Origin of the sequence: Streptacidiphilus sp. MAP5-3, from assembly GCF_041262505.1 — a bacterium.
Lineage (GTDB): Bacteria > Actinomycetota > Actinomycetes > Streptomycetales > Streptomycetaceae > Streptacidiphilus.
In genome coordinates this window covers 360,690-378,366 of sequence record NZ_JBGCCL010000001.1, presented here as the reverse complement: position 1 = coordinate 378,366, position 17,677 = coordinate 360,690, and the positions used below count along the sequence as shown (strand labels likewise).

The 17,677-nt window shown below is 72.0% G+C and carries 15 protein-coding genes and 1 pseudogene; 11 read left to right on the top strand and 5 right to left on the bottom strand.

From position 1 onward, the window contains the following. The first annotated feature begins 45 nt into the window (after positions 1-45). Both ABH928_RS01680 and ABH928_RS01675 read left to right on the top strand, forming a co-directional pair. Positions 46-3,429 (top strand): ATP-dependent helicase, encoded by a 3,384-nt coding sequence (locus ABH928_RS01680; RefSeq protein ID WP_370061085.1) that lies wholly within the window; start codon positions 46-48, stop codon positions 3,427-3,429. A 163-nt stretch (positions 3,430-3,592) separates the two neighbouring features. Beyond that, complete coding sequence (locus ABH928_RS01675) at positions 3,593-4,780, top strand: PP2C family protein-serine/threonine phosphatase (protein WP_370061083.1); 1,188 nt, start codon at positions 3,593-3,595, stop codon at positions 4,778-4,780. Between the two features lie 42 nt (positions 4,781-4,822). On the opposite strand, the gene ABH928_RS01670 is transcribed toward ABH928_RS01675, so the two are convergent. Beyond that, a complete protein-coding gene (locus tag ABH928_RS01670; RefSeq protein ID WP_370061080.1) occupies positions 4,823-5,779 on the bottom strand; it encodes an endonuclease/exonuclease/phosphatase family protein in 957 nt (318 codons plus the stop codon). Positions 5,780-5,973: 194 nt separating this feature from the next. Here ABH928_RS01670 and ABH928_RS01665 point away from each other — a divergent pair, with 194 nt between their 5' ends. After that, positions 5,974-7,398: a dipeptidase gene (locus ABH928_RS01665; protein WP_370061078.1), complete on the top strand. Its 1,425-nt coding sequence runs from the start codon at positions 5,974-5,976 to the stop codon at positions 7,396-7,398. A gap of 15 nt (positions 7,399-7,413) precedes the next feature. Beyond that, positions 7,414-8,388 (top strand): NAD(+) diphosphatase, encoded by a 975-nt coding sequence (gene nudC / locus ABH928_RS01660; RefSeq protein WP_370061076.1) that lies wholly within the window; start codon positions 7,414-7,416, stop codon positions 8,386-8,388. A 105-nt stretch (positions 8,389-8,493) separates the two neighbouring features. On the opposite strand, the gene ABH928_RS01655 is transcribed toward nudC, so the two are convergent. After that, the gene (locus ABH928_RS01655) at positions 8,494-8,955 is read right to left on the bottom strand and encodes an ATP-binding protein (RefSeq protein ID WP_370061074.1); all 462 of its coding nucleotides are present in this window, start codon (positions 8,953-8,955) and stop codon (positions 8,494-8,496) included. Here ABH928_RS01655 and ABH928_RS01650 point away from each other — a divergent pair. Together ABH928_RS01650 and ABH928_RS01645 are read left to right on the top strand one after the other, a co-directional pair. Beyond that, positions 8,876-9,292 (top strand): annotated as a pseudogene (locus tag ABH928_RS01650) (GntR family transcriptional regulator); the annotation flags it as partial. The gene ABH928_RS01655 and the pseudogene ABH928_RS01650 sit on opposite strands and share 80 nt — an antisense overlap. A 162-nt stretch (positions 9,293-9,454) precedes the next feature. Further along, the gene (locus tag ABH928_RS01645; RefSeq protein ID WP_370061857.1) at positions 9,455-9,934 is read left to right on the top strand and encodes a UTRA domain-containing protein; all 480 of its coding nucleotides are present in this window, start codon (positions 9,455-9,457) and stop codon (positions 9,932-9,934) included. Between the two features lie 67 nt (positions 9,935-10,001). Here the strand turns inward: ABH928_RS01645 and ABH928_RS01640 are convergent, their stop codons facing one another. Next, entirely contained in the window at positions 10,002-10,253 is a 252-nt protein-coding gene (locus tag ABH928_RS01640) for a mycoredoxin (RefSeq protein WP_370061072.1), read from the bottom strand. Between the two features lie 155 nt (positions 10,254-10,408). On the opposite strand from ABH928_RS01640, the gene ABH928_RS01635 reads away from it, so the two are divergent. From ABH928_RS01635 to ABH928_RS01620, 4 genes are all read left to right on the top strand, one after another. Next, on the top strand, positions 10,409-12,700 hold the full coding sequence (locus ABH928_RS01635; RefSeq protein WP_370061070.1) for an ATP-dependent DNA helicase UvrD2: 2,292 nt from the start codon (positions 10,409-10,411) through the stop codon (positions 12,698-12,700). Between the two features lie 210 nt (positions 12,701-12,910). Further along, positions 12,911-13,369 carry a hypothetical protein gene (locus ABH928_RS01630; RefSeq protein WP_370061068.1) on the top strand — a complete coding sequence of 153 codons (459 nt, stop codon included), beginning with the start codon at positions 12,911-12,913 and terminating at the stop codon, positions 13,367-13,369. A gap of 148 nt (positions 13,370-13,517) precedes the next feature. Beyond that, positions 13,518-13,868 carry a WhiB family transcriptional regulator gene (locus ABH928_RS01625; protein WP_370061066.1) on the top strand — a complete coding sequence of 117 codons (351 nt, stop codon included), beginning with the start codon at positions 13,518-13,520 and terminating at the stop codon, positions 13,866-13,868. Further along, positions 13,865-14,197 (top strand): hypothetical protein, encoded by a 333-nt coding sequence (locus ABH928_RS01620; RefSeq protein WP_370061064.1) that lies wholly within the window; start codon positions 13,865-13,867, stop codon positions 14,195-14,197. Before ABH928_RS01625 ends, ABH928_RS01620 begins: the two co-directional genes overlap by 4 nt. A gap of 118 nt (positions 14,198-14,315) precedes the next feature. Here ABH928_RS01620 and ABH928_RS01615 read toward each other — a convergent pair whose 3' ends face one another. Together ABH928_RS01615 and ABH928_RS01610 are read right to left on the bottom strand one after the other, a co-directional pair. Further along, the gene (locus ABH928_RS01615) at positions 14,316-15,671 is read right to left on the bottom strand and encodes an ABC1 kinase family protein (RefSeq protein WP_370061062.1); all 1,356 of its coding nucleotides are present in this window, start codon (positions 15,669-15,671) and stop codon (positions 14,316-14,318) included. A gap of 61 nt (positions 15,672-15,732) precedes the next feature. Next, positions 15,733-16,794 carry a ThiF family adenylyltransferase gene (locus ABH928_RS01610; RefSeq protein WP_370061060.1) on the bottom strand — a complete coding sequence of 354 codons (1,062 nt, stop codon included), beginning with the start codon at positions 16,792-16,794 and terminating at the stop codon, positions 15,733-15,735. Between the two features lie 304 nt (positions 16,795-17,098). On the opposite strand from ABH928_RS01610, the gene ABH928_RS01605 reads away from it, so the two are divergent. After that, positions 17,099-17,665 (top strand): M48 family metallopeptidase, encoded by a 567-nt coding sequence (locus ABH928_RS01605; RefSeq protein WP_370061057.1) that lies wholly within the window; start codon positions 17,099-17,101, stop codon positions 17,663-17,665. Positions 17,666-17,677 lie beyond the last annotated feature (12 nt).

Here is a 17,677-nt window from a genome sequence, read left to right as displayed (position 1 = left end):
CCGTTTCTTCGGGATCTGTCAGTCGTCCCCGCTAGCGTGGACCGCATGCCTGGACCCCTCTCCGGTCCCGAGGAGCTCAAGGAGCTGCTCGGGATCCCTTTCACCGCCGAGCAGCTGCGCGCGATCACCGCGCCGCTCGCCCCGGCGGTGATCGTCGCGGGCGCGGGTTCGGGCAAGACGACGGTGATGGCGGCGCGTGTCGTCTGGCTGGTCGGCACCGGGCAGGTCCGGCCGGACCAGGTGCTCGGGCTGACCTTCACCAACAAGGCCGCCGCCGAGCTCTCCGAGCGCGTCCGCAAGGCGCTGGCCCTGGCCGGGATCGGTGCCTCCGCCGAGCCGGCCGAGGCTCTGCACGGGCCGGGCGGCCACCCCGGCGACGATCCCGGCGAGCCCGAGATCTCCACCTACCACGCCTTCGCCGGGCGGCTGCTGACCGACCACGGCCTGCGCATCGGCCTCGAGCCGGACGTCCGGCTACTCGCCGACGCGACCAGGTTCCAGCTCGCCGCGCGGGTGTTGCGCCAGGCGCCGGGCCCGTTCCCGGCGCTGACCGACGGCGTCTCCTCGTTGGTGGCCAAGCTCGTCAAGCTCGACGGTGAGCTCGCCGAGCACCTCGTCGAACCCGAGCGGCTGGTCGGGTTCGACACGGCGCTGCTCGACGAGCTCGCCTCGGTGAAGCTCAGCAACGAGGAGCTGCGCAAGGTCCCCGCCGCGGCCATGGCCCGGCGCGAGTTGACCGAGCTGGTCACCCGCTACCGCGCTCGCAAGCGCGAGGCCCGGCTGATGGACTTCGGCGACCAGATCGCCGCCTGTGCCCGGCTCGCGCAGACCCGGCCCGAGGTCGGCGCGCTGCTGCGCGAGCAGTACCGGGTTGTCCTGCTCGACGAGTACCAGGACACCTCCGTCGCCCAGCGGTTGCTGCTCTCCGGCCTCTTCGGTGACGGCACCGGACACGCCGTCACCGCGGTGGGCGACCCCTGTCAGGCCATCTACGGCTGGCGTGGCGCGTCCGTCGCCAACCTGGACGAGTTCCCGCGCCACTTCCGCCATGCCGACGACACCTCCGCCGCGCGCTACGCACTCAGCGAGAACCGTCGCTCGGGCGGGCGGCTGCTGGCCTTCGCCAACGAGCTGGCGTCGCCGTTGCGGGCCATGCACGAGGGCGTCGAGGCGCTGCGCCCCGCTCCCGGCGAGGAGCAGGCCGGGGGGCTGCGCGGCGCGTTGCTGGAGTCGCACGAGGCGGAGGTCGCCTGGGTCGCCGACTCCGTCGCGCACCTGGTCCGCACGGGCACGTCGCCCGGACGGATCGCCGTGCTCTGCCGCGGCGGGCGGGAGCTCTTCCCCGACGTGCACGCCGCGTTGGTGGCGCGCGACGTCCCGGTCGAGGTGGTGGGTCTGTCCGGGCTGCTCCACCTGCCGGAGGTCGCCGACCTGGTCGCCACCTGTGAGGTGCTCCAGGACCCGACGGCCAACGCGGCGCTGGTGCGGCTGCTGATCGGTCCGCGCTGGCGGATCGGTCCGCGTGACCTGGCCCTGCTCGGCCGCCGCGCCCGGGACTTGGTCCGCGTCGCGTCCGCAGCGCCGGGGGAGCGGGACAAGCTCAGCGAAGCCGTGGCCGAGGCGGACCCGACGGAGATCGTCTCCCTGGCCGATGCGCTGGAGTCCTTCCTCTACCCGGGCCAGGCCGGGGAGCCGGAGCTGCCCTTCTCGGAGCAGGCCGCGCTGCGCTTCGAGCGGTTCGCGGCGGAGATCCGCGAGTTGCGCCGGGTGCTGGCCGAGCCGCTGATGGACGTGCTGCACCGGGTGCTCGCGGTCACCGGCCTGGAGGTCGAACTCTCCGCCTCCCCGCACGCGCTGGCCGCCCGCCGCCGCGAGACGCTCTCGGCCTTCCTCGACATCGCCGCCGGCTTCGCCGACCTGGACGGCGACCCGTCGCTCGGCGCGTTCCTCGGCTTCCTACGCACGGCCCAGGAGTACGACCGGGGCCTCGACAACACGCTTCCGGGCGGCGAGGACACCGTGAAGGTGCTCACCGCGCACAAGTCCAAGGGCCTGGAGTGGGACGTCGTCTTCGTCCCCGGCCTGGTCAAGGGTGCCTTCCCGAGCAACACCGGGCGGGAGAAGTGGACTTCGCGCCCCGAGGTGCTGCCGCACGCTCTGCGCGGCGACGCGGCCTCGCTGGCCGCCGACCCACCGTGGACGGGCAAGGGACTGACCGCCTTCGACACCGAGATGAAGCACCACGCCGCCACGGAGGAGCTGCGCCTCGGCTATGTCGCCTTCACCCGCCCGCGTGGGCAGCTCTACGCCTCCGGCCACTGGTGGGGCCCGACGCAGAAGCGCCCGCGCGGACCGTCCGCGTTCCTGACCGCGCTGCGCGAGTTCGGCGAGCAGCGTCCCGGGTCCGGTGTCGAGATCGAGGCCTGGGCCGAGGCACCGGCTCCCGGCGCGGCCAACCCCGCGCTGGACACGGACGTCGAGCACGCCTGGCCGCTGCCGCTGGACCTCCCGGCCCAGCGGGCGCGCCGCGCGGCGGGCGAACGGGTACTGGCCGGGCCGCGCTGGGCCTGGTCCCCGAGCGGCGCCGTCGCGGGTGAACCCGCAACCGGGAACGGGCCCGCCGCCGGACCAGGCCTCTCACCTGGACCGGCGACCGGACCGTTGACCGGAGCGGCGGGCGAACTGCCGCCGGAGCCCCCGCTGGAGACACCGGAGGAGCGACGTCTGGTCGCCTCCTGGGACCGGGATCTGGAGCTGCTCGCCGGGGAGCTGCGCCGCTCCCGCAGCCGGGTGCGCGACGTGCCGCTGCCGCGCTCGCTCTCCGCCTCCCAACTGCTGCGCGTCGCCGCCGATCCGGCGGGTTTCGCCCGCGAGCTGGCCCGCCCGATGCCGCGTCCGCCGCAGCCCGCCGCGCGGCGCGGCACGCGGTTCCACGCCTGGGTGGAGTCCCGGCTCGCGGTCGAGCCGCTGCTGCTCCTGGGCGAGGACGAACTGCCGGGCGCGGACGACTCGGGGATCGCCGACGAACGCGATCTCGCCCAGCTCAAGGAGGCCTTCCTGCGCAGCGAGTACGCCTCGCGCACCCCTGTCACGGTCGAGGCGCCGTTCCAGTTGATGCTGGCGGGGCGGGTGATCCGTGGACGTATCGACGCGGTCTACGCGACCGATGACGGTGGTTTCGAGGTCGTCGACTGGAAGACCAACCAGCGCGAGACGGCCGATCCGCTGCAGTTGGCGGTCTACCGGTTGGCCTGGGCCGAGCAGCAGGGCGTTCCTCTTGATCGCGTCGGCGCCGCATTTCTGTATGTTCGAAGCGGCACTGTGGTACGTCCTGATTCGTTTCCGGACCGCAAGGGCTTGGCCGCCTTGATCGGCGCCGTCGCCCCGAGCGAGGACGGAGTCGCTGACGTGACCACCGGGGATTCGTGAAAGGACGGTGCGGTCTGTCCAATTCGCGCCTAATGTGGGGTCATTAACCAGTCAACTTCGATCCAACTTTGAACTAATTCGGCCGCGGGAGGGGGCACCCGTCCTCGGGCTGCCCGACTCGACACCCATCCTTCGTTGCACAGCGCCCGCAGGAGAGACGACGTTGACTGCCGCCGGAAGGTTCCGCCTCCACAGCCGCTGGGGTCGTGCGATTCTGCTGCTGCCGTTCGTCGGGGTGATCCTGGTCTTCATCCTCGACCGCGCCAGCAACAACCCCAACGTCACCTTCGAGCCCGCGCTGACCGCAGGCCCGGCGCTCGCGGCCGTGGTCAGCAACAGCATCTGGTTCCCGCTGGCCGTCGGCGCGGTCACGGTGGGCGAGGCCTTCGGCATCGCCGCCGAGGACCGGACGCTGTCGCAGTCGGTCCACACGGCGTCGGTGCTGGCGATCATCCTGATCAGCGCGATCGGCGCGACCAGCGTGCTGCTGCGGAACCGCCAGGAGCGCGCCCTCGCGGACGCCCGGCTGGTCTCCGAGGTCGCCCAGCGGATCCTGCTCCGCTCCATCCCCGAGCGGATCGGCCCGGTCCGGGCCGCCGTCCACTACGCCGCAGCCGCCGCCCACGCCCGGATCGGCGGGGATCTCTATGAAGTGGTGCAGACCCGCTACGGGGTGCGCGCGGTCATCGGCGACGTCCGCGGCAAGGGCCTGGCGGCGGTCGAGACGGCGGCGGCCATCCTGGGCGCGTTCCGCGAAGCCGCGCACCAGGAGCAGGCGTTGGACCGGGTCGCCTCCTGGCTCGCCGACAGCCTCGGCCGCGCGCTACACGAGAACGGTGACGAGCACGAGGGAAGCGAGGAGGAGTTCGTGACCCTGGTGCTGATCGGACTCCGCGCCGACTCGGTGGTGGAGATCGTCAACTGCGGTCACCCCGCGCCGCTGCTGCTCCGCAGAGGTGCCCCGGTGCGCTTCCTCGACCCGCCCGCCAACGTCCCGCCGCTGGGCGTCCTGGAACCCGAGGACGTCGCCCCGCCGATCCTGCAGCTCCCGTTGCAGGCCGAGGACCGGCTGCTGCTCTACACCGACGGGGTCATCGAGGCGCGCAACAGCTGGGGTGTCTTCTACCCGCTGGCGGAGCGGGTCCCGGACTGCGCCAGTTCGGACGTTCCGTCCGAGGTGCTGGACCGCATCCACGAGGACGTCCGCAGGCACGTCGGCCACCAACTCGGCGACGACGCGGCAATGCTGCTGCTCCAGTACGCGCCCGTGCCCACCGCGGGCGCCGCGGTGGCGGCCCGCTCGGTGGTCCACCCGCGTGTGGTCAACGACCGGGCGACGCCGCAGGGGTGAGGTCCGGGCCCGGAAAGTCCCGCCGGACAGGCCCTGACGCGGTTAGTGCCCCGCCCAGTCACCGCCGAGGCGGAGGTCCACCACCAGCGGCCGGTGGTCCGACACCCCCGTCGTCGGGGTCCGCACCGACGCCACCGCGCTGCGCGGCACGCCCACCGCGAGCACGTGGTCGAACTGCACCGCGGGTCGGTGCGCCGGATACGTGGGCGTCCGGGCCAGATCGCGCCAGCCCTGGAGCCTGCGGTGCGGGCTGGTCGTCGGGCGGTGGGTCCGCCGCCGCACCCGGAGCCGGCTGCGGTCGACCACCGACGCCCCGCCCAGCACGGTGCGCGGTACCGGCCCGATCAGGTTGAAGTCGCCGAGCAGGAGGTAGGGCGCGGGCAGGTCGGAGATCCAGCGCCGCATCCCGGCCAGCTGGCCCATGTTCCATCCAGGCACGAAGGACAGGTGCGCCGCCAGCACGGTGATCGGCCCGTTCGGTCCGTCCAGCACCGCCGCCAGCGCGGCACGCGGCTCGTCCGGCACGGGAGTCAGCCCGCGTCGCCCGGCCACCCGCAGCGGCAGTCCGAAGGGCGCGGCCGGAAAACGCCGGGCACGCCAGTGCAGCACCGGCAGCCGGGTGACCAGCGCGGTGCCGTAGGCGGGTTGGTCGGTGTCCCGGGCAGTGTCGTCGGGGCCGTAGACGCGCAGCGACGCCCCGCCCGGTGCGTGGACCCAGCCGGCCACCGGTGCGGGACGCCCCACCACCGCGGCGGCGAAGCGGAAGTCCTGCGCGGCCATCGCCTTCGCCGCGACCGCGGCCTGGTCCACCAGGCCCGAGCGGGGCTGGTACCGGTCGACCTCCTGCAGCGCGAGCACGTCCGCGTCGAGTCCGGCGACGGCCTCCGCCAGCGGGGCGCCGGGGTCGGCTCCGGAGACGAGGTCGGGGAGCGGCCTCCCGTCCGGGGTCATGGCTTGGCCGTGCAGCAGGTTGAAGGTCGCGACGCGCAGCTGGCTCACGGGTCGAACCTACGCCAGCGGGGCACCCCGCCGCGCTCACCTCGTCGAACCCGCCTGGACGCCCGCCAGGACGCCCGCTTGGACGCCCGCCCAGGCGGACACCCGCCCCGACGCCCGTCCGGGCACACGGACGGGCAGGTCTCAGCCGTCGGGCGGTTCCCGGAGCGTGCAGGCTTCGAACTAGGGTGGGTGCCATGAGCACCACCGAAGCCCCGGACAGCGTCGTCCGTGCGTACATCGCCCAGCACAGTGCCGCCTTCCGCGACGATCTCGCGGACTGGCTGCGCATCCCCTCGGTCTCGGCCGACCCGGACCGCGAGGGCGAGGTCCGCCGGTCGGCGGACTGGCTCACGGCCAAGCTCAGGGAGACCGGCTTCCCGGTCGCCGAGGTATGGGAGACAGCCGATGGTGGCCTCCCCACCGTCTTCGCGGAGTGGCCGTCGGGGGACGCCGCCGCGCCGACCGTGCTCGTCTACGGCCACCACGACGTCCAGCCCGCCGCGCGTGAGGACGGCTGGGACACCGACCCGTTCGAGCCGACCGTCGTCGACGGCCGGATGTACGCACGCGGCGCCGCCGACGACAAGGGCCAGGTCTTCTTCCACACCCTCGGTGTCCGGGCCCACCTGGCCGCGACCGGCCGGACCGCCCCCGCCGTCAACCTCAAGCTGCTGATCGAGGGCGAGGAGGAGTCGGGCTCGCCCAACTTCGGCGACCTGATCCGCCGTCACGCGGACCGGTTGGCTGCCGACGTCGTCATCATCTCGGACACCGGCATGTGGGCCGCGGACACCCCGAGCGTCTGCACCGGCATGCGCGGCCTCGCCGACGCGGAGATCAGCCTCTACGGCCCGGACACCGACATCCACTCCGGCTCTTTCGGTGGCGCCGTGCCCAACCCCGCCGACGAGGCGGCCCGCCTGGTCGCCGCACTGCACGACGCGGACCGCAGGGTCGACATCCCCGGTTTCTACGACGGCGTGATCGAGCTGACCGAGCGTGAGCGGGAGCTCTTCGCCGAGCTGCCCTTCGACGAGGACGTCTGGCTGGGCGTCGCCAAGTCCCGTGCCACCCAGGGGGAGGAGGGCTTCACCACGCTGGAGCGGATCTGGGCCCGCCCGACGGCCGAGGTCAACGGCATCTGGGGCGGCTACACCGGCCCCGGCGGCAAGACCATCGTCCCCGCCGAGGCGCACCTCAAGCTCTCCTTCCGCATGGTCGCCGGCCAGGACGCCGACAAGGTCCGTCAGGCGGTCACCGACTGGGTCGCCGGGCAGGTCACGCCGGGCATCCGGTACGAGATCGAGTTCCGCGGCAGCACCCGTCCCTGCCTGACGCCGCTGGACCATCCGGCGCTGCAGTCGCTGGCCCGTTCGATGGGTCGCGCGTTCGAGCAGGAGATCCGCTTCACCCGTGAGGGTGGATCCGGACCTGCGGCCGATCTGCAGGACGTGCTCGGGGCGCCGGTGCTCTTCCTCGGCATCTCCATCCCGTCCGACGGATGGCACTCCATCAACGAGAAGGTCGAGCTGGCCCTGCTCGACAAGGGCGTGGAGGCCTCTGCCTATCTGTGGGCCGACCTCGCCGCGCACTGGACCACCAGCAACGCCGCCAACTGACCAGGGGGACGAACCGTGACGGTTCAGCAGCAGAAGCAGGATCCGCAGCAGAAGCAGCAGCACCTCGACCGCCCGCTCGCGCTGTCGCGCGCCGGCGTGGACCGCGCAGCCGAGCACCGGCTGGACGAGCCGTGGCTCGCCGCCGCCTGGAGCCACCCCAGCACCCGGGTGCTGGCGATAAGCGAGGGTAAGGCCTTCGTCGCCGACACGGAGCAGGGCACCGAACTGGTACTGCTGTCGACCTTCGACGCACCCGACGAGGGCGAGCGCTACTTCCTCGGCTGCGACGAGGTCGGCGCGGCGTACTTCGCCGTCGCCTGCGCCCAGTTGCCCGGCCGCCTGGACGGCCCCGAGCGGCCGGCCGGCCTGCGCGAGGTCGGGGGCGTGCTGGGCGACCGCGACTCCGGCCTGCTGGTGCACGCGGTGGCGCTGGAGAACTGGCACCAGGCCAACCGCTTCTGCGCGCAGTGCGGGCACGCGACGGACGTCGCTGCGGCGGGCCACGTGCGGCGCTGCACGTCCTGCGCCCGTGAGCACTACCCGCGCACCGACCCCGCGGTGATCATGCTGGTCACCGACGACCAGGACCGCGCGCTGCTGGGCCGCCAGGCGCTCTGGCCCGAGGGTCGGTACTCGACCCTGGCCGGATTCGTGGAGCCGGGCGAGTCCCTGGAACAGGCGGTGGCCCGCGAGGTCTCCGAGGAGGCCGGCGTCCGCGTGGACCTCGACTCCGTGGAGTACGTGGCCTCGCAGCCCTGGCCCTTCCCCTCCAGCCTGATGCTGGGCTTCATGGCCCGCGCGGACATGCGCGACGGCGGCGCGGAGATCCGCGTCGACGGCGAGGAGTTGGACGAGGCCCGCTGGTTCACCCGCGAGGAGCTGCTGACCGGTATGCAGAACGGGACGACGCTCCCGCCCTCGGGCATCTCCATCGCCCGCCGCCTGGTCGAACTCTGGTACGGCGGCGCGCTCCCGGACGTCAGCTGGTAGGGCCTTCGGCAGACGGGAAGTTGCGCCACCCCCAGTGGGGCGGGCGGGGAGGTTCCTCGCGCCCCTGGCGTGTTGCAACTTCCCTCCCCGCGCCCCCGCTTCGCTTCACGCGCTGGCTTCACTCGAAGGGTGGAACGCTGTCACGGGTTCCACGTGCGCCAGACGCTGGTGTGGATCGCACTGGTCGAGCTCCAGCACACAGGTGACCGTCTTACCGGTCAGGCGGACGATCACCTCCCAGCTCTTCGCCAGCAGTTCGACGATGTGGAGCCCACGGCCACCCTGGGCGTCCGGCTCGGCGTCGCGGGTCGTGGGAAGCGACGTGCCCTCGTCGGTGACGGAGATCCGGAGGCCCGCCTCCGTCAGCGCGAGCGTCAGATCGACCGGGCCGCTGCCGTACCGCAGGGCGTTGGTGACCAGCTCGGAGACCACCATCTCGGCGCTGTCGACCAGTTCGCTCGCACCCCAGGCGGCCAGCGCGGTCCTGGTGATCCGGCGGGCATGCCGCACGTTCCGCGGGTGCGGCGGGAAGGAGGCGATAGCCGCCCAGGCTCTCCGGTCGTTCATCGTTCGTGCCTCCGGGGCAGGATCGTGGTGCGGCGCAAGTAGTTGGGATTATCCGGATCGAGCCAGCCTTGACCGATGTTGGCTCGTTTCCCCGAGGCCGCGCAAGTGGAATGGCTACATTCTCAGGGTGAACATTTCCCGAGGGCCAGGGCAGGCCCCCAAATATCAGCGACTCGCTGCCGATCTACGGCGGCGGATCATGGGTGGGGAGTGGCAGGGCGGTACGCCGCTCCCGGTGGAAAGCGAGTTGGAGAACCAGTACGGGGTTGCTCGTAATACTGTCCGACTTGCCGTTGATGTTCTGGTCAATGAGGGTCTGCTGGTTCGGGTGCAAGGAAAAGGCACCTATCTCAAGGACCACCCTGTGCTGGATCATCACGCCTATCGTGCACCGGGTGATCCCGAACTCGGAAGCCCTGGAACCCCCCTTCGGTCCGCCTTTGCAGCCTATGCCGAAGAAGCTGCCGCAGCCGGTCGGAAATTGACATCCGACTTTCAGATGCTGATCGTACGGGCCACCACTGACATCACCGATCGCCTACGGATCGAACCGGGTGAGGCCGTGGTGCTGCGTCGGATGCTTCGCTACATGGACGGCGAACCGTGGTCCGTCGAGGAGAGTCACTATCCGGTCGGGCTGGCCGCCAGCACCGCGTTGATGGCCCCCGACCCGGTGGTCGGCGGGGACGAGGTCGCGCTTGCGGACGCCGGGCACGTGGAGACCGGCTGCGTGGACGAGTTGTGCGCGCGGATGCCCAACCCGGAGGAGGCGCAGTGGTTCCAGGCCGGTCCCGGGGTGCCGCTGCTGGTCCAACTCCGCACCGGGTACACCGAGTCGGGCCCGGTCCGGGTGACCGAGACGCGCTACTCCGCGGACCGCAACCGGCTGATCTACTCGCTCGGTTCGCTCAGCGGCCTGGACGGTTCGCTCGCATCTCTCGGCGGGATCGGGAACCTGGGCGCGCCCGCGGAAATCTGAAGGGCCCTCGGCTGCGCGGTACGCGGCCGAGGGCCCTGCGGCGGCGCTGAGCGCCTGCCGGACGGTCTCAGGCGAGGGCAGCCTTGACCTGGGCGAGGGACGGGTTGGTCATCACCGTCTGCTCACCCGTGGACGAGATCGCCAGCACGGTCGGGACCGTCTGGTTGCCGTTGTTGACCTTCTCGACGAAGTTCGCGGACTCCGGGTCCTGCTCGATGTTGATCTCGTTGAACGCGATGCCCTCGCGCTTCAGCTGCGACTTGAGGCGCTGGCAGTAGCCGCACCAGGTGGTGCTGTACATGGTGACTGTCGCGGACATCGCTTTCGCTCCTTCGGTCTGAGGCTGCTGCCGCAGGATCCAACGTCGTGCGACCGCTCGGGATTCCCTGGCCTTCGGGCGCTGGTCGTATCAGCACACCGGGCCTGTGGACAACGTGGCCCGGGTTGTCGCTGCGGCTTGAGAGGATGGGCGGCATGCAGGCAGAGCTCCCGGGCGCATCGCCCTTCCCCACCGCACCGCGCGACGCCGAGGCCGTCCTCGACGGGCTCGATCCGGAGCAGCGGGCCGTCGCCACGGCGCTGCAGGGGCCCGTCTGCGTGCTCGCGGGTGCGGGCACGGGCAAGACCCGCGCCATCACCCACCGGATCGCCTACGGCGTCCGCAGCGGGGTGATGCAGCCGCAGCGGGTGCTCGCGGTCACCTTCACCGCCCGCGCGGCGGGGGAGATGCGCGGGCGGCTCCGCCAGCTCGGCGTCGAGGGCGTCCAGGCACGCACCTTCCACGCCGCCGCCCTGCGCCAGCTCCAGTACTTCTGGCCGCGCGTGATCGGCGGGGAGCTGCCCCGGCTGATCGAGCGCAAGGTCCAGCTGGTCGCCGAGGCCGCCGGGCGCTGCCGGCTCCGGCTGGAGCGCACCGAGCTGCGCGACCTCACCGGTGAGATCGAGTGGGCCAAGGTCACCCAGACGGTTCCCGAGGACTACCCGGCCGCGGCGGTGAAGGCCGGTCGGGAGACCCCGCGCGACCCGGCCGAGATCCGCCAGGTCTACAAGGTCTACGAGGAGCTCAAGCGCGACCGCGGGGTGATCGACTTCGAGGACGTGCTGCTGCTCGCGGTGGGTGTGCTCGACGAGCGGCCGGAGGTCGCCGAGCAGGTCCGGTCGCAGTACCAGCACTTCGTCGTGGACGAGTACCAGGACGTCTCGCCGCTCCAGCAGCGGCTGCTCGACCTCTGGCTCGGCCCGCGCTCCAGCATCTGCGTGGTCGGCGACGCCAGCCAGACGATCTACTCCTTCACCGGCGCCACCCCGGACTACCTGCTGGGCTTCCGGGCCCGGCATCCCGACGCCGAGGTGATCAAGCTGGTCCGCGACTACCGGTCCAGCCCCCAGGTGGTGCATCTCGCCAACGGGCTGCTCTCCCAGGCCCGCGGCCAGGCCGCCCAGCACCGGCTGGAGCTGGTCTCCCAGCGTGACCCGGGTCCCGAGCTGGCCTACGTCGAGTACCCGGACGAGCCCGCCGAGGCCGAGGGCACGGCCAAGCGCATCCGCGCGCTGCTGGATTCCGGCGTGCGGGCGAGCGAGGTCGCGGTGCTGTTCCGGGTCAACGCCCAGTCCGAGGTCTACGAGCAGGCCCTGGCCGACCAGGGCATCGCCTACCAGCTGCGCGGCGCCGAGCGGTTCTTCGAACGGCCCGAGGTGCGCGAGGCGGGCATGCTGCTGCGCGGCGCGGCCCGGGCCGGGGGCGGCGCGGTCGACCCGCTGCTGGAGGAGACGCCGGAGCGGCTGGCCGACCAGGTCCGCGCCGTCCTCTCCTCGCGCGGCTTCACCCCGCAGCCGCCGTCGGGGTCGGGCGCGGTGCGCGAGCGCTGGGAGTCGCTGGCCGCGCTGGTCCGGCTGGCCGAGGACTTCGAGACCGCCCGGCACGCGGCGCAGCAGCCCGCCGACCTCGCCGAGTACGTCGCCGAGCTGGACGCCCGTGCGGCGGCCCAGCACGCCCCGGCGGTGGAGGGCGTCACTCTCGCCTCGCTGCACTCGGCCAAGGGCCTGGAGTGGGATGCGGTGTTCCTGGTCGGTCTGACCGAGGGGATGATGCCGATCACCTACGCCAAGACCGACGAGCAGGTCGAGGAGGAGCGCCGCCTCCTCTACGTCGGTGTCACCCGGGCCCGGGAGCACCTCGGGCTCTCCTGGGCACTGGCCCGTTCACCCGGCGGGCGCGCCTCGCGCAACCCCTCGCGGTTCCTGGACGGCCTGCGTCCGGGATCGGCCACGCGCGGCGGCGCTCGGGGCACGGGGCGCGCGGGTGCGGCAGGCGCGGCGGGGGCCGGACGCGAGGGGCGCGCGTCCCGGTCCAGGTCGCCGATCAAGTGCCGTGTCTGCGGACGGGTGCTGACCGAGGCGGTGGAGCGCAAGCTGCGCCGCTGCGAGGAGTGCCCGTCGAGCCTGGACGAGGCCCTGTACGAGCGCCTGCGCGACTGGCGCAGCCGGGAGGCGCGCGAGCAGGGGCTGCCCGCGTACTGCGTCTTCACCGACGCCACGCTGATCGCGATCGCCGAGCAGCCGCCCGGCTCGGCTGGGGAGCTCGGCCAGATCTCCGGTGTCGGCCGCGCGAAGCTGGACAAGTACGGGGACGCCGTGCTGTCGTTGTGCGGGGGAGTCGACCCGGCGGCCACACCGTCGGAACGGCCCGATCAGGGGGACATCTCGGACCTGTGGGACGAGAACGGCACCTCTGAAGGATCACCTGAAGACTCGCCTGAAAAATAGTTTGCGCGCGCAGTGCGGAGCCTACTAGCGTGCCAGCAAGGTCAAGGAAACGAGACCTGGCCCACTCAGGTCCCACCTGTAGCGGGCATCTCTGCTGCACCAGCAGTCGTGGCAGCACGACTGACTGCGCACAGCAGGACGAAGGAAGTTGACCACCAGCGGGTCTGCGACGCCAGCAGACCCCGAGCACGTCGAAGGGAGGCGGACATTGTGAAGACCATGATCACCAAACTGACTGGGCGGACCCTGGCCGCCGAAGCCCTCGGCATGCCCTGCCTCGACGCCACCGCTGTCGATGCTCGTGGTTCCGAAGCTCTCGGCTTCGAGGCTCTCGGTTTCGAGGGTCTGGGCTTCGAGGGTCTGGGTCTGTCCTCCGTCGGTGCTGGTGCCGACGCCACCCGTGTGCGCCCGGCCGCTGCCCTTGTCGGCAATGGCTCCGGAGCCTGGGATGCGCGCCGTGACGAGCGACCGACCGAGGCATCCGTAGCACTGCTGGCCGCCTTCCCCGGCGGTTATGGCGACGTCGCGGGTGCCGGAGCCGGCTCGATCAAGCACCAGCAGTCCTTTGCCAGCCAGAAGCACACGCAGCACCTGCAGCACCAGATCGCCGCACAGGCGATCACGATGCGGGCCTTCCGCGGCCCACGTCCCTGGATAGAGCGAACCTGAACCTGCATCAGGTCGGCACTTCCAGGGCCGCGGAATCCCGAATCGGGATCCGCGGCCCTTCTGTTTGCTCCGGGCAGACCAGTCCGAACGCAACAGCCAGTCAGAGCACATCGACTCACAAGAGGAAGACGACGCGAACGTGTCATCGGTGACCAGCCCACACGCCCCGTCCGCAGCCCCTGCCGACCACTTCGACGACTCCCACCCCCCGGAGGTATCCCTGATGCAGCTCACCGCTTTCGAGGAGGCCGAGACGCTCGGCGTCCCGATCCCCTGCCGGACCCTCGACCCCGAGGTCTTCTTCGCCGAGACCCCGGCCGATGTCGAGTACGCCAAGACCCTCTGCGGCGCCTGCCCGGTGAAGGCCGCCTGCCTCGCCGGTGCGCTGGAGCGGCGTGAGCCGTGGGGCGTCTGGGGTGGGGAGCTCTTCGTCCAGGGCGTGGTGGTGGCCCGGAAGCGGCCGCGTGGCCGTCCGCGCAAGAACGAGGCTCTGGTGTGACCGCGGCAAGCGCGCTGCGCGACTCCATTCGCGAGATCGCCGATCCGTCCGGAGATCTTCGCAACCACCCCGTCCCTACCACCGACAAGCAGGTCCCTTCGATGAACCGTCCCGCCGATCAGCGCCCCCGCAGCACAAGCCGCGTCGAGAACACCCAGAACAGGACCCTCGCAATGCAACTCATGCCCGAAGCCCTGGCTCGAGTCCAACACCAAGAACGCCTGGACGTCGCGGACCGCGAACGAATTGTCCGCGCGCTCCGACTCAAGCGAAGGGCCGAGCGCGCCACGCTCCGTGCGCGGCGCGCTCTGGCCGGCGCTCTTCTCTGAGCAGTAAGCAGTAGCTGCAACAACTGAGTTCAGAAGTACACAGCAGACATCGATCGGGCCCGCTCCCGCAACGGGGGCGGGCCCGAGGGCTTTCCGGCCGCGATCGGCGAACGGTGACTCAGGGACTGTCCTGGTCGGCGTCCGGCTCTCCGGCGAAGCCGGGGAGCCAGTCGAGGAGTTCGTCGCGGAACGGCGCGGTCGCGTCCAGCTGGCACAGCACGCCGATGGTGCTCAGGGTGACCCGGTGGATGAGCAGGTAGGACGGAGGCAGGTTGAGCTGCCGACCCAGCGCGTAGGCGGGGGAGCGCGGATCACCGATCCGGGCCGCCTGGGCGCGCATCCAGCTGCGCGTGAAGCGGAACTCCGGCACCGCGGCCGGCTCGATGATCGGCAGCACGTAGTCCAGCACCGCGTCCGGGTCCAGGTCGATGGTGGGCTTGACGAAGCCCTCCTGGCGCAGCATCTCCAGAACCCCGGAGGCGTCGCCCGCCAGCGCCATCCGCAACGCGGCCCCTATGGGCACCGGCAGGCCCTCCGGCAGCCGGTCGACCGTGCCGAAGTCCAGGACGCCGAGCTGCCAGCCCTCCGCAGGGCCGTCGTCGACGACCAGCCGGAAGTTCCCCGGGTGCGGGTCGGCGTGGAGCAGGCCGGTGCGCGCGGGACCGGCGAAGAGGAACCGGGCCAGCAACTTGCCCGCGCGGTCGCGCTGCTCCTGGCTGCCGGAGGCGATGATCTCCGACAGCGGGATGCCTTCGAGCCACTCGGTGACCAGCACCTGGTCGGCATGGTGGACCACGGCCGGGACCCGGATCTCCGGGTCGTCGGCGAACTCCTCGGCGTGGATCTGCTGGGACTCGGCCTCCAGGGCGTAGTCCAGCTCCTCGGCGATCCGGTTGCGCAGCTCGGCGATCAGCGGCTTGACGTCCAGACCGGGGATCAGCGGACCGATCAGCCGCGCGACCCGGCCGAGTTGGGTCAGGTCGGAGAGGAGCGCGTCGCCCGCGCCCGGGTACTGCACCTTGACCGCGACCTCGCGGCCGTCGTGCCAGACCGCCCGGTGCACCTGGCCGATGGATGCGGCGGCGGCCGGCTTGTCCTCGAACGAGGAGAACAACTCCCGCCAGTCGGGCCCGATCCGCTCGGTCAGGGCGGCGTGCACGGAGGCCGCAGGCATCGGCGGGGCCGCCTCCTGAAGCTTCGTCAGGGCGGCCCGGTAGGGGCTGGCGACCTCCTCCGGGAGGGCGGCCTCGAAGACGGACAGGGCCTGGCCGAACTTCATGGCCCCGCCCTTCAACTCGCCCAGGACCTTGAACAGCTGGTCGGCCGTGCGCTGTTGGAGCTCGGCGGCGACGACGTCGGCGGGACGCCCGCCGATCCGCTTGCCCAGGCCGAGGGTTGCGCGTCCGGCTATCCCCAGCGGCAGGGCAGCGAGCTTGGCGGTGCGGGTCACTGCCTTCCGCGGAAGATCGCTCACGGATGCCTCCCAGCCTCAAGGGCGGTTGCCGACGCCCTGCCGGCGTCGCGCCTGGTCCTCGTCATTCTGCCCCCGCATGCCAGCAACAGCCGCAATCGGGGTGGGGATCGAGCGGGCGACGGCGCATAGAGCCGTCGACCATCGAGATGTCGACCCACCCGCCAAGGCTAGGCGGTGTGCCACCGTCCAGGAAGATCAGCGCGTGCATGGCGGCGGTTGCCGCGACCGTGGCGGCCAGCGTGGCGTCACAGGCGGCACCCGGGCCGCTGCCCAGCCCGCTCCGGCTGCTGCAGTGCTGGGCCAGCAGCAGCGGCCAGCTCGGGTCGGCGTCCGAACGGTGGCAGGACCGGCACCGCCCGCAGGGGCTCACCCCGGGGAGCACCAGTGGGCCCACCGAACCGACCGTCTCCACGACCCCGGCGTAGAGATGCGGCAGTGCCGCCTGTTGCAGCGCCTGGCCGAGCTCCGGATCGGGCAGGCCGCGCGGTGCGACCACGACCAGATCGGGCGGGCGCTGGGCGCCGGCCGTCTCGTCGGGCTGGCCGGGCGCGGCCCGGCGTACGGCGGCCCGGGCCGCATCGGTGCGCAGCCGCCCGGCGTCATGGGGACGCAACCCGGCGGGGGAGGCGTCCTCGGGCAGCGCCCGACCGCTGTCCCGGACGCGGACCCTCCCCACCCCGGCCGCGGCGAGGAGCGATGCCACGGCCGCTCCGACGCGGCCGGCGCCGCGCACCTCGACCCGCGCCCTCCGTCGCGCCAGCAGCGCCGCAGGGGCCGCGCCCGGGCCGGGTCTGGCGAGGGAGAGGGCGGCCAGATCCGGGGCGAGCCTGGCCCGCTCACCGGGTGGCAGCGAGAGCAGTGGGCGGTGTGTCGTGCTGTCGTCCAGGGCGTCGCACGCGCGCAGCCCGCTCAGCAGCTCGTCCACCCGATCCTGACTGATCCCGATCCGCGCCGCCTCGGCCACGAGCGCGGGGAACTCGCGGGTGCCGTCGAGGAGGTCGAGGAACTCGGCCTCCTCGGGGCAGGCGGCGAGCACGCCGCCGTGCCCCGGACCGACACCGAACTGGAGGGTCTCGCGGTCGCGCCAGGCTCGGCGCAGGGCGGGCTTGAGGCAGGGGCGCATCGTTGGCTCCGTTCCCTCGCGTGAGGTCTCCGGCGTCGGGCCGCCGGGAGGTGGGAGCAGCATCGTCGCGCGGGGATGCGACAAGCGCGAAAAGTTATCCACAGGGCTGTGGATATTGTCCGATGATCGACGATCATGGGGTGCTGTGCGGCGCCACTTGGTCCGGTTTTGCTCGGAGTTAGGCATATTCCCGATGTGGTGATGACCACCCGATAGGAGATTTTCGGCCAGCAGGTCGGGACATTTGTCAGCATCGGCAGGTAGCGTCTCCGACGTGGCTGCGGGTTCGGAAGAACGTCCTGCTGTGCCGCGCAGGTCTGTTCTGGCAGCAGCCAAGAGCCGGTCCGCGGCGCAGGCCGTCGAGGTGCGCAGGAGTACTCGGCGAAGCCGCACCGTGTCCGCCTACCGCGAGGACGGACGCACCGTCATCCTCATCCCGGCGCGGATGTCGGAGGCGGAGGAGAAGCGCTGGGTGGCCCAGATGCTGGACCGCCTGGACGCCAGGGAGAGCAAGCAGCAGCCGCGCGGTGACGACGAGCTGGCCGAGCGCGCTGGCGAGCTGTCCCGGAAGTACCTCGGCGGCCGGGCCAGGCCGCGAACCGTCCGCTGGGTGACGAACCAGAACACGCGCTGGGGTTCCTGCACCCCCTCCGACGGCACGATACGGCTCTCGCACCGCCTGCAGGGGATGCCGGAGTACGTCGTCGACTACGTCCTGCTGCACGAGTTGGCCCACCTGCTGGTGCCCGATCACGGGCGCCGCTTCTGGGCCCTGCTGGACGCGTACCCGCGGACCGAACGGGCCCGCGGGTACCTCGAGGGCGTCGTCGCCGCCCGCCTCCCCGCTCCGCGGGAAGGCTGCGACCACTAGGCCTGTCTTATG

Coding starts and splice junctions, on each gene's coding strand:
- ABH928_RS01680 (WP_370061085.1), top strand. CDS start 46: ATGCCTGGACCCCTCTCCGGTCCCGAGGAGCTCAAGGAGCTGCTCGGG.
- ABH928_RS01665 (WP_370061078.1), top strand. CDS start 5,974: ATGAGCACCACCGAAGCCCCGGACAGCGTCGTCCGTGCGTACATCGCC.
- ABH928_RS01655 (WP_370061074.1), bottom strand. CDS start 8,955: ATGAACGACCGGAGAGCCTGGGCGGCTATCGCCTCCTTCCCGCCGCAC.
- ABH928_RS01645 (WP_370061857.1), top strand. CDS start 9,455: ATGCTGATCGTACGGGCCACCACTGACATCACCGATCGCCTACGGATC.
- ABH928_RS01640 (WP_370061072.1), bottom strand. CDS start 10,253: ATGTCCGCGACAGTCACCATGTACAGCACCACCTGGTGCGGCTACTGC.
- ABH928_RS01635 (WP_370061070.1), top strand. CDS start 10,409: ATGCAGGCAGAGCTCCCGGGCGCATCGCCCTTCCCCACCGCACCGCGC.
- ABH928_RS01610 (WP_370061060.1), bottom strand. CDS start 16,794: ATGCGCCCCTGCCTCAAGCCCGCCCTGCGCCGAGCCTGGCGCGACCGC.